We start from the raw sequence: 10,303 nt of genomic DNA, 5'->3' as shown, positions 1-10,303 counted from the left end.
CGTGGAGTGCGGGCGGCATTCGTTATAATCCTGCCGCCAGTCATTAATAATTTTCCTGGCATGAACGATATCGCTGAACCAGTGCTCATTCAAACATTCATCGCGAAATCGTCCGTTAAAGCTCTCAATAAATCCGTTCTGCGTTGGCTTGCCCGGCTGGATTAAGCGCAACTCAACACCATGCTCAAAGGCCCATTGATCCAGTGCACGGCAAGTGAACTCCGGCCCCTGGTCAGTTCTTATCGTCGCCGGATAGCCTCGAAACAGTGCAATGCTGTCCAGAATACGCGTGACCTGAACGCCTGAAATCCCAAAGGCAACAGTGACCGTCAGGCATTCCTTTGTGAAATCATCGACGCAGGTAAGACACTTGATCCTGCGACCGGTGGAAAGTGCGTCCATGACGAAATCCATCGACCAGGTCAGATTGGGCGCCGCCGGACGGAGCAGCGGCAGACGTTCTGTTGCCAGCCCTTTACGACGTCTTCTGCGTTTTACGCCCAGGCCACTGAGGTGATAAAGCCGGTACACGCGCTTATGATTAACATGAAGCCCTTCACGGCGCAGCAACTGCCAAATACGACGGTAGCCAAAACGCCTGCGCTCCAGTGCCAGCTCAGTGATGCGCCCTGATAAATGCGCATCAGCAGCCGGACGGTGAGCCTCATAGCGGCAGGTCGACAGGGATAAACCTGTAAGCCTGCAGGCACGACGTTGCGACAGACCGGTCGCATCACACATCAACATCACGGCTTCCCGCTTCTGGTCTGTCGTCAGTACTTTCGCCCAAGAGCCACCTGAAGCGCCTCTTTATCCAGCATGGCTTCGGCAAGCAGCTTCTTGAGTCTGGTGTTCTCTTCCTCAAGCGACTTCAGGCGCTTAACTTCAGGCACCTCCATACCGCCATACTTCTTACGCCAGGTGTAAAACGTGGCATCGGAAATGGCATGCTTGCGGCAGAGTTCACGGGCGGGTACCCCAGCTTCGGCTTCGCGGAGAATACTGATGATCTGTTCGTCGGAAAAACGCTTCTTCATGGGGATGTCCTCATGTGGCTTATGAAGACATTACTAACATCGGGGTGTACTAATCAACGGGGAGCAGGTCACAAGAACCAGTGGTCATTTTGCTGCTAATACATCGCTAAATGTTATTGCTCTGCTGTCGCAGGACAAAGACCCCCCTATCCTTTCAGTTGGGGGCCTGCACTTATGCTGGTCATAGCGCGTTAAATGTCGCTTCAGCCAGACTAGAATGGAACGATAGGAATTCTCGGTACAAAGAAAAAGATGTTCCTCTCATCACCAAACAAATCTGAATAATCATATGTATACCATGCCTTTTTTAACGAGTTAAAGACAATCCATACTGCCACCAGATATCACTCAGACCGACATATGAGTGTAAATACTGTATAACCTAACAGTGAAACGCCAGCATCCCAATTTATCTATTAATAGTAAGGTAACTCGCCACTTTAGCATTCCGAAGATGTCAGCAACTGTATCGTATTCATGCCTCTGCCCTCAGCTTTTTGGAAAGCGGAAAGGTGGAGAACTGCACATTCTTACTCCGTATGTGGACATCTGATTACAGTAATCGCTGCCCAGAAATAGTTAACAACATATCTGTAAAATCGAATATATTCAACTATAATTTTGATAAGCGACTAAGGGGGCGATGATGCATATCAACAAGATAGTTGGCTGGCTTTTTGAAAGTATGCCTGAGTGCCTGTTTAAGTCATTATCTGAACCTGTATTCTCGGAAATTGATGGCATTGTACAAACAAACATGTTGAAGGCATCTTGGATGCAAGATGCCATGCGCAGTACTGCCGAAAAAGATGAGTAGCAGAAAGTAAATCTCTAATTGGTTTGATTGGCAGTGGAACGTAAATATTCCTGTTATGTTTAAAACATCAAGGGAATGATTTAAATGTAACAGGAAGATACACAATTTAAATTACAGTCTCCTAGCTGCTGCCAAGTCGCGTGAGAGAGAGGCTTCAGCAGAAACGCTCCAGGCGGTGTCTGGTTAGACTGGATGGGGGATGGATCCCTCACATTGAATATAATTAAAACATTATTTTTTCCCCTTACTTGCGGCACTATGAAATACAACTTTTTTCCCTTTTTGATTGGTATCCACCACAGCAAAAATCGCTTTACGAAACAGTTGCTCCTCTGGCACTTCAGTATGATCACTTAATGGTATATTCACCCGCTGCATCTCAGGTTGATGCGCAGTGTAACCCGTCGATTCGGCACGTAAATCAACCACCACTTTGCTCCCGTCTTCATCTACCATCTGCTGGATATCATTTACACCACTACAGTATGCCCAGGCATTAGGACGTGTTATAGCTTGCTCATTTATTTGTTTCTACACCTAAAAGACCATAAAAACGGAAAAATTCTTAACCTATCAAATTGCCGATACGATCCAGTTCAGCTTTAAACATGGTTTTATCTTTTTGCAACTCAGCCAACGGAAGAGTAAAAAACGCCTCGATGCGTGCTCGAAGGATGGTATATGCCTTTATAAAAGCCGCATTAATCTCCTCATCTGTACCTGTAACACGAGCCGGGTCATCAACCCCCCAATGGCTTCGTAGTACAAGTCCCAAATAGGTAGGACAAGTTTCATTTGCTGCATAGCCACAGACACTGATTACGATATCTGGTACCAGTGGCAAACTTTCCCACGATTTACTGTAGCAACCTATGGTGGAGATGCCTTCATGTTGCAGCAAAGCAAGTGAGCGAGGATGTACATGCCCGGTTGGATGACTTCCTGCACTCATGCTATGCCAGCCCTCCGGTGCAAGATGGTTGAACGTTCGGTGCAAGATGGTTGAACGTTGCTTCAGCCAGAATGGAGCGACAAGAGTTACCGGTACAAAGAAATAATACGTTCATAAAATTAGCCCTTATTTTTTTCTGGGTGAGAGCAAAGGACATCTGAAGATGTGCAATTGAGCTCCGTGTGCAGAGATATGCATTTTTCCGGATGACCGGAGCAACATTCTTCTGTCAGGAAGGAAATCAGTTCCAGCATCAAAGTGATATTCGCCCTATAGCGCTGAAAACGACCTTCTTGTTCAACTGAAAGCAATCCGACACGTGTCATCGCTTTGAGATGAAACGATAAATTATTTGGAGCAATGGCAAGGCTTGACGCTATTTGCCCGGCGACCATGCCCTGTGGCCCGGCTTTCACCAGCAAGCGATAGATATCCAGTCGGATGTCAGAAGCCAGGGATTCAAAAACTTGAGTTGCAGTATCTTTTTTCATAATTCAATGCTACAAGAACTATTGAAGTAATCAACCAAATTTTATAGTCTAGGAATCCTGGTAACAATGTTTAATGATACGTCAGGTAATAATCAGGGGACGTAAAATGAATACTCTTGACCTTCAGAAAATCAAGGATGATGCGGTCGAATGGGCCTTAACACATGGTGTCGCCTTTAAGGAATCGTCGTATTCTGCAGTGCATACCCCGTTTACCTTGACGCCAACGCCTATCAGGCGGGAAACCTATAAGCTTTTACAAAACTTAGCAAAAATACTCAGCAAATTAATCTATTCAGTTTCTGAGAATCATGATTTTTTATACGATGCCATTTATCCCATCAAAGCTGGGAATCCCTTCTTTTCAGCTTTACTGAACATGCATCAACAAATCCATTCATCCTCAAGCACAGCTCCCCGGCTACCATTGCTCATTATGCGTAGCGACTTTATGGATGATGTTCACGATGGCTTTAAGCTAATAGAGTTCAATGGCATAGCCGCCGGTATGGGGCCATTTGGTCAGCGGACACACGAGCTACATCAATATATACAAAGGCAATGGTCAACTACTTATTCTGAATGGTCCCACCAGGCAAAGGGAATACTTGTCGAAAACCATGCCATCGAAGGGATATCAGCAGCTCTTGCCCGGGCTACATTCAGAATTAAACAAGAGTTCGAAGATCCAGGCCCGGCCAGATTCTTGATGATAGTGCAAGAACATGAAAACAACGTGTTTGATCAGCACTTGCTTGAGCTAGCCCTTCAGCAAAAAGGGATCGAAACGCATCGCAAAACTTTTCAGGAACTTCATAATCAATTGAGAACCGGTGACAAAAACAGGCTAATTCTCAACGGTGTAGGACCACTTGATACTGTCTACTTACGTGCCGGATATCAATACTCAGATTATGAAGCCGCCAGCCTCAATGAGAAGGAGTGTTGTCAGGCGTTAATGGCTACACGAGTACTGATCGAGCAGCACCGAGTTGCGGTTAATGCAACAGTCGCTCAGCAGCTTGCGACAAGTAAGCGGGTTCAAATGTTGCTCTCTCACTTGGGGCTCGATGAGCTGGTTGCTTTCGGATTGAAACCGGAAGAGGTTAACACCATAAAAATGGTGTTGGGCGAAATGCTTCCTGTTAACCCTCATACTATCAACATCGTAAAAGAGTCTCCTTCTGATTCATGGGTTCTCAAAAATCAGGGTGAAGGGGGTGGGCATTGTCTGTTTGGTGCTGATATCCAGTTAAAACTGGCAAAGCTTGACCCGCTGCAATATCAATCGTGGTCGTTCATGCGTCGATTACATCCTGCCCCGCGATCGGTACCCTCTCTGGTTGTCCGTAAAGGGGAGTTATATCAGATTACTGATCTGGTCAGCGAATTAGGAATTTTCTCCGTTCAGATAGATAACTATGCAGCTAGCGCTGAGCCCTGTTTTGCTGGGTATTTGATCCGTAGCAAATCAGCAGAGTCAACTGAGGGAGGAGTTCATAGTGGACAAGGTGTTTTAGACTCGCTGGTATTCAGTGATTAATTCAGTAAGCCACTTCACTTCAGAGTGCTATAAGGTAACGTTATAAGCGTAAAGCCACTGTTGTCTGTGAGTCTGATTCTTGGATTGTTATCTTAGAGCTCCGTTTAATTCAGAAGGAGCTCTTTTTGAAATCCCATCTGAATTAACATTAAGCGATTACACAATCAGTCAAAGTTAAGTTCAGATATTTGCTGGTCAGGAAATTTTAAAATTCCGTTGCGAGAATGTCCCCCGCAGAAACCTCTTTAGAATAAAAGGATTATATTAACTATTATTCTTTTTCTATACAAAACTAAAAACCTACATTTACTTGTGGTTTTTATTTAACTCAATGTAACTATATCATTTCAAACAAAATATCTCCTTTATTGCATCTTTTCAATTCCGATGGCACCTCATACCTTCCGCCACAGCTACATCATCGTTAGCCCATGAACGTCATTCAGACCCAGGCCAGACATAAAATGGTAGTTTATACACAGGCGTTTGCGCTGGATATGGCGGCCGTGCTGTTCCCAGTGACAGGTATAATGCCGCGCAGATACATCGGCCCCTATTACGTGACAATGTCACTCATCACGGTTTATATAATCTGTAGTGAGCAGAACATTCCGCGTTGATCTGAAAAAATGCTTAGGTGGATCTTTTGCGGTCGACATGCTTTTGAGTTCTAATGGCGTGATATTGCCAGCCCATACAAAGGGAAAGAGAAATGATCCAGCAACTGCACAAGCGGTCTGATGTTGAGAAAAAGGTCGCGGCCGGAGAGGCTGTTAAGGAACAGCCACGGCAGGCAATCAGGGACACAGTCACCGGGCGAATCATTTCTAATGAGCGTGTGCCTGAAATGCTCCCCGCCTACCTGATAGCGATGCAGTCAAACACGCTTATCTATAACGATGTTGATGTGGAAGCCTTTCAGCAGGAAGTCCGCAAGCAGGTTACACGGATACTGGACGTCATCAGGGATGAGCGATTTGAAAATGCCGGCATAGCCTATCAGCAGTTTATCGACCAGTATGATGCGTGCTTCGAAATGCCTTCCGTGGCTGTACTTGGTGAGGTGAAACGACGTGGTATCGATCTTTATGCGGTGCTGGAACATCAGGGAACCCGTTTAACGGCTGAAATGAGTGTTGGGGATAGACATGATAAGGAGTCCGAACGCCGCTTTAATGCCGTCACCGAGGCCCATATCAATCTGTTTTTCTATATGCTCACGCTGAATCTGGCGATTCATAACAAGATTGACAATGTCCAGAAACAACTACGCACTAAACTTAGTTTCCTGGAGGAACGACTCAGATCGTTACTTCATGAGTACATCTATGCAGATAAGCGTGGATGGATAGCACCGGACAATTTACATTCAAGCGAGACCCTTTATGGCTGGATATTGCTCCAGCAAAATGATCTGGATACTGCCCGGGTCATTTACAGAAATGATCAGCGCCTGAGAGAACCCAACAGTTTTTCCGCGCTGCATGCTGAAGTGATGAGCATCTACCATAAGAGAAACACATCTCAAACGCCTGGAGATCTTCGGAGTTCAGCCTTCTCAGGGCGTGGGCTATCCGACGACAGAGTACGAATCGCCTTAAATCTGTGCTATTACCTGAAGCAGACGGCGCAAATTCGCGCGTATCTTAATGAGCTGACGCAAGGTAGTGAGAACAACGAAACGGAAGATGCCACCGTGGATGTCCGGTCGCTCCTGATTCCCTCCATGTCCCAGCACGCATCTCAATGAAAGCAGAAATAGCCCGACAGATCACCGAGCTGATTGAGCAGAAAAAATTTAATGGCTATACGCTGTCAACGCCACGATCTGTGACCGTTATTTGCCATTTTCATGCCCGCTAGATGCTTTCTTTAATGATGCTGTCCGCTTTCCGCCATTTCATCGTCACTGATTGGCGTTGCGTTTTTGGCCAGCACTCCAGCTTTGCGTTTCTCCTTTAACCGGTAACTTTCTCCTTTGATATTCAGTGTGGTTGAGTGATGCAGCAGCCGATCCAGGATCGCCGTTGCCAGTACGTTATCTCCGAACATCTCTCCCCAGTCTGCGAAGCCTTTATTTGACGTCAGGATGATGCTCGCTTTTTCATATCGACGGTTCAGTAGCCGGAAGAACAGGCTGGCTTCCTCTCTGGTCATTGGCAGATAGCCTATTTCATCCAGGATCAGCACCCGGGCATAACTCAGTTGCTGTAGCTGACGCTCCAGTCGGTTTTCCTGTTTCGCTTTCATCAGCGTTGCGATCAGTCTGTCCAGTGGCATGAACAGTACCCGATGCCCTGCATCCGCCGCTTTCACGCCGAGAGCAACGGCCAGATGGGTTTTCCCGACACCTGGAGGACCCAGCAGGATCACATTCTCGCAGCGTTCCACGAACGCCAGACCGGCCAGCTCCCGGACAACCTTACGATCGATGCCCGGCTGGAAGGTGAAGTCGAACTGCTCCAGCGTTTTGACCCATGGCAGACGCGCCTGCTTCAGTCGTGACTCCATGCCGCGCTGATGTCTGCCGTTCCATTCCTGCTGCAGCGCCATGCACAGGAACTCCCGGTAGTTCAGCTCTTTTTTAGCCGCCTGCTCCAGCAGGTTTTCTACGTGATAGCTCAGATGCTCCATTTTCAGGCGACTCAGCAGCGCTTCAAGTTCATGCATCACAGCAACTCCTCATAAGCACTCAGTGGTCGATGTTCTACCATGCTGACCTGCTTCCAGAGCGGGGCATGATGTTCCGGCACTGTCTGCCAGCCGGACGATGCTGAGCAGAGACGATGTGATGCCACCAGTTGCTCATTACTGTAGATCCGCAGTTCATCATCCAGCGATATTCGTATCGAGACCGGCTGGCCACACAGCGTTTCGGGAACGCTGTAACGATTGCCGCCAACTTCGATATAGCTGTCCCAGGACACATGGCGGATGTCGAAGTAGCTGGTATCGAAGTCCGTATCCGGCAACGGCTGCAGATGCTCCTGTTCCAGTGCGAAGCGCCGCTCTGGTGTTTGTCTGAACTGGCGAAGCTCCCGTTTATCAGCAACTTCAGCCATCCACTGCTCCAGTTGCTGGTTTACATGGGTGACGCTGTCGAACCTGCGGTACCGGACGAAGAAGTTCTCCTTAAGATATTTCACCATCCGTTCCACTTTGCCTTTGGTTCTGGCCCTGCGCGGACGGCAGGCCCGGGGCAGGAAGTCATAGTGGTCGGCCAGCAACAGGAACCCGGAGTTGAACACCACTTTCCCGTTGTTATTCTTCAGTACTGCGGCTTTCTGGTTATCAACCAGCACCGTTTTCACACTACCACCGAAGTAGCGGAAGGCGCGAACCAGTGACTCGTAGGTGTGCTCAGCATCCTGCTTTGGCGCGGCGAAGACATGGAAGCGGCGGGAGAACCCCAGCGTATTAACCGCGAAGTTAACTTTGCACCGCTGCCCGGCAACCTCCACCTCGACTTCGCCCCAGTCGTGCTGGAGCTGATATCCTGGCTGGGTTTCAAAGCGGACCGTTCTTTTTGATGGCCGCATTTTACGTTTGGGCTGGATGTAGTAACGCAGCATGGAACGTCCGCCCGTATAGCCCATTGCCTTTATCTCTGCGAGGATAACCTCGCTATTCCAGACATTCTCTGCCAGGCGCATGTCGATGTAATCCATAAATGGTTTCAGCTTAACCATTTTGTGGCGGGTCTTTCTGGCTGGCGGTTCAGGATATTTGAGATAGCGTCTGACAGTCCGTTCAGAGCAACCCACCTGAGTCGCAATATCGACAATGTACGCACCCTGCTGGCGCATTTGCTTTATCATGTAAAAGTCCTCTCTGCTCTGCATGTTGATGTCCTTTCTGGTGTGAGAACCTTAAGGAAACAACATGTTGGGTGGAGCGGACAATGCTAATGGTGATTTACCGTCTTATATCACTGGCGCTAACATAAGGCATCACGTACTTCCTGACATCGGTTAACAAGGTGATTATTCACCGGGTTCAATTTTCCGGATACTGCCCAAATCAAGACGCTTTGAACTCCAGACGCCGCTTCCGACGGCTGCACCGGTGGATTTTCTGAACCGCAGACCACATTCAGTGACCCACTGGGTTCTGGTTTCCCGGAGTCTGACCTCTCGGGGCCGGTAGCATTCTGTTATGATCCCGACGTGCGTCATGGGCTGCCCATTAATCTGTACCATGATGTGAGTGGCCTTATCTGACGGACCGGCAAACGTTCTGCCAGCGGATTAGGCGAATGAGCCGGGAAGCCTGGTCCGGCGTGAACCCGAATCCGTCCAGCAACTCTGTCAGCAGCGGGCCGGCATCCTCTTCATACCGATCCGATCGAAGGACACCAGGGGTCCCTTCCACCGTTTTCGCCAGTGCCAGAAAACGTTCCTGTAGCGGTTGTTCCTTATTACGCCTGCCGGGCTTCACTGCGTTAAGGTGCTCCGGGTTTGTGGCGGACAGCCCCTGCACATCGTATTGTCGCAGTGCCCTCAGCAGGTGCCGGTACCAGGTTTCCGTCGTGTCTGCAGCCTGTCCGCCGGGAAACTCAGCCCCTTTCAGTGAAGGTGTACCCTGTTCCGGCGCGGTGCTTTCGTTGATCTGCAGGCGGATATCAATGCCGGCATCGTGACAGGCCTGCAACCACTCCGCCACCTGCAGGGGGTCGCCTTCGAGGCGCGTCACCTGCCCGGCCGTGTTCCACAGCTGCAGGCAGGTGGTGCCGTCGAGACGGATAACGTAGTCGCCCCGGCACGCCAGGTGCCAGCGACCGTCCAGCTCCACCGGCCGGTCGTCACCGAACCTGTCAGACTCGTATACCGGCTTTATCCGGACCAGGGGCAGAACCCGGACCTCCGTCATGCGCTGCTCAGCCAGGACACGCGCCTGTTCGTCAGCCAGAAGCGGAGCGGCCAGCGCACGGCCGGCGTCCGTCAGCTCGACGGCCAGCTGCAGGTTCGGCGCTCGTAGCGTGCGCAGCAAGCCCGAGGCTTCCATGCGGCGGCAGGAGGCACGCAGGTTGGGGCCATACACCGGGGCATCTCCGCCCTGCTCCAGCATCCGCTCAATATCCCGCGTCGCCACCGGCCCCGGACGTTTCGCCTCGAGGGCGGCCAGCACAATCAGCACCCGACGCTGCAGCGGTGACGGTCGGCGCGCCTGAGTCATTGCTTATCCGTCTCCGGCCAGATGAGTTTTCTGAGACGCTGATGATCGACGTCTATGAGCGCTTTGGTTTGTTCGTATTTTTTCAGTGGCGCACCAGTAAGCGCCAGTTCATACCAGAATCCCAGCAGGGTGCTGGCCTTACTCGATTCGCTGATATATCTAACGCCCTGGCTGTCCAGCTCGCATTCCCGGATACGTTCTTCCGCTATCCGGGTCAGCTGCTCATAGCTGAGTGAAAAATTCACTTCTTTCTCATCCATCCTGCACGCTCCGTCTGATAATGTCCGC

Annotated in this window: 12 protein-coding genes; 3 read left to right on the top strand and 9 right to left on the bottom strand. The window is 49.6% G+C overall.

Annotated elements, in window-relative coordinates:
- Positions 1-1,037 (bottom strand): IS3-like element ISSen4 family transposase gene (locus OGV85_RS06670; protein WP_286553126.1). Its coding sequence is split into 2 segments (ribosomal slippage), with 1,038 coding nucleotides annotated over them: positions 1-779 and positions 779-1,037; the frame shifts between segments, so codons are not numbered across the junction. This gene is flagged as partial in the annotation.
- A 643-nt stretch (positions 1,038-1,680) separates the two neighbouring features.
- On the opposite strand from OGV85_RS06670, the gene OGV85_RS06665 reads away from it, so the two are divergent.
- Positions 1,681-1,854, top strand: a complete 174-nt coding sequence (locus OGV85_RS06665; protein WP_156485358.1) for a hypothetical protein — start codon at positions 1,681-1,683, stop codon at positions 1,852-1,854.
- A gap of 231 nt (positions 1,855-2,085) precedes the next feature.
- On the opposite strand, the gene OGV85_RS06660 is transcribed toward OGV85_RS06665, so the two are convergent.
- The 4 genes from OGV85_RS06660 to OGV85_RS06645 form a co-directional block, all read right to left on the bottom strand.
- On the bottom strand, positions 2,086-2,310 hold the full coding sequence (locus OGV85_RS06660; protein WP_057102348.1) for a protein-tyrosine phosphatase family protein: 225 nt from the start codon (positions 2,308-2,310) through the stop codon (positions 2,086-2,088).
- Positions 2,311-2,419: 109 nt separating this feature from the next.
- A complete protein-coding gene (locus OGV85_RS06655) occupies positions 2,420-2,806 on the bottom strand; it encodes an arsenate reductase/protein-tyrosine-phosphatase family protein (protein WP_061548513.1) in 387 nt (128 codons plus the stop codon).
- A 1-nt stretch (position 2,807) separates the two neighbouring features.
- Entirely contained in the window at positions 2,808-2,921 is a 114-nt protein-coding gene (locus OGV85_RS24530; RefSeq protein WP_286553321.1) for an arsenate reductase/protein-tyrosine-phosphatase family protein, read from the bottom strand.
- 4 nt (positions 2,922-2,925) lie between these two features.
- Positions 2,926-3,297 (bottom strand): ArsR/SmtB family transcription factor, encoded by a 372-nt coding sequence (locus OGV85_RS06645; protein ID WP_057103093.1) that lies wholly within the window; start codon positions 3,295-3,297, stop codon positions 2,926-2,928.
- Between the two features lie 106 nt (positions 3,298-3,403).
- Here OGV85_RS06645 and OGV85_RS06640 point away from each other — a divergent pair, with 106 nt between their 5' ends.
- Both OGV85_RS06640 and OGV85_RS06635 read left to right on the top strand, forming a co-directional pair.
- Positions 3,404-4,840: a glutathione synthase gene (locus OGV85_RS06640; protein ID WP_057102349.1), complete on the top strand. Its 1,437-nt coding sequence runs from the start codon at positions 3,404-3,406 to the stop codon at positions 4,838-4,840.
- A 712-nt stretch (positions 4,841-5,552) separates the two neighbouring features.
- Positions 5,553-6,590: a hypothetical protein gene (locus OGV85_RS06635; RefSeq protein WP_057064850.1), complete on the top strand. Its 1,038-nt coding sequence runs from the start codon at positions 5,553-5,555 to the stop codon at positions 6,588-6,590.
- Between the two features lie 122 nt (positions 6,591-6,712).
- On the opposite strand, the gene istB is transcribed toward OGV85_RS06635, so the two are convergent.
- The 4 genes from istB to OGV85_RS06615 form a co-directional block, all read right to left on the bottom strand.
- Positions 6,713-7,510, bottom strand: a complete 798-nt coding sequence (istB, locus tag OGV85_RS06630; RefSeq protein WP_001750026.1) for an IS21-like element helper ATPase IstB — start codon at positions 7,508-7,510, stop codon at positions 6,713-6,715.
- Positions 7,510-8,682, bottom strand: a complete 1,173-nt coding sequence (gene istA / locus OGV85_RS06625) for an IS21 family transposase (protein WP_057064851.1) — start codon at positions 8,680-8,682, stop codon at positions 7,510-7,512. The genes istB and istA overlap by 1 nt, the downstream gene beginning before the upstream one ends.
- Positions 8,683-9,052: 370 nt before the next feature.
- The gene (locus OGV85_RS06620) at positions 9,053-10,015 is read right to left on the bottom strand and encodes a hypothetical protein (protein WP_057064852.1); all 963 of its coding nucleotides are present in this window, start codon (positions 10,013-10,015) and stop codon (positions 9,053-9,055) included.
- Positions 10,012-10,275: a hypothetical protein gene (locus OGV85_RS06615; protein ID WP_057064853.1), complete on the bottom strand. Its 264-nt coding sequence runs from the start codon at positions 10,273-10,275 to the stop codon at positions 10,012-10,014. The genes OGV85_RS06620 and OGV85_RS06615 overlap by 4 nt, the downstream gene beginning before the upstream one ends.
- Between the last annotated feature and the right edge of the window lie 28 nt (positions 10,276-10,303).

It is taken from the genome of Citrobacter sp. Cf132, from assembly GCF_030333885.1.
In the GTDB taxonomy this organism is placed as follows: Bacteria; Pseudomonadota; Gammaproteobacteria; order Enterobacterales; family Enterobacteriaceae; genus Citrobacter; species Citrobacter freundii.
Note: the sequence above shows the minus strand (reverse complement) of the source record. Positions and strands in the feature narration are given on the sequence as shown.

Coding starts and splice junctions, on each gene's coding strand:
- OGV85_RS06655 (WP_061548513.1), bottom strand. CDS start 2,806: ATGAGTGCAGGAAGTCATCCAACCGGGCATGTACATCCTCGCTCACTT.
- OGV85_RS06635 (WP_057064850.1), top strand. CDS start 5,553: ATGATCCAGCAACTGCACAAGCGGTCTGATGTTGAGAAAAAGGTCGCG.
- OGV85_RS06665 (WP_156485358.1), top strand. CDS start 1,681: ATGATGCATATCAACAAGATAGTTGGCTGGCTTTTTGAAAGTATGCCT.
- OGV85_RS06640 (WP_057102349.1), top strand. CDS start 3,404: ATGAATACTCTTGACCTTCAGAAAATCAAGGATGATGCGGTCGAATGG.
- OGV85_RS06615 (WP_057064853.1), bottom strand. CDS start 10,275: ATGGATGAGAAAGAAGTGAATTTTTCACTCAGCTATGAGCAGCTGACC.
- OGV85_RS06660 (WP_057102348.1), bottom strand. CDS start 2,310: ATGGTAGATGAAGACGGGAGCAAAGTGGTGGTTGATTTACGTGCCGAA.
- OGV85_RS06645 (WP_057103093.1), bottom strand. CDS start 3,297: ATGAAAAAAGATACTGCAACTCAAGTTTTTGAATCCCTGGCTTCTGAC.
- OGV85_RS06620 (WP_057064852.1), bottom strand. CDS start 10,015: ATGACTCAGGCGCGCCGACCGTCACCGCTGCAGCGTCGGGTGCTGATT.
- istB (WP_001750026.1), bottom strand. CDS start 7,510: ATGCATGAACTTGAAGCGCTGCTGAGTCGCCTGAAAATGGAGCATCTG.
- OGV85_RS24530 (WP_286553321.1), bottom strand. CDS start 2,921: ATGAACGTATTATTTCTTTGTACCGGTAACTCTTGTCGCTCCATTCTG.
- istA (WP_057064851.1), bottom strand. CDS start 8,682: ATGCAGAGCAGAGAGGACTTTTACATGATAAAGCAAATGCGCCAGCAG.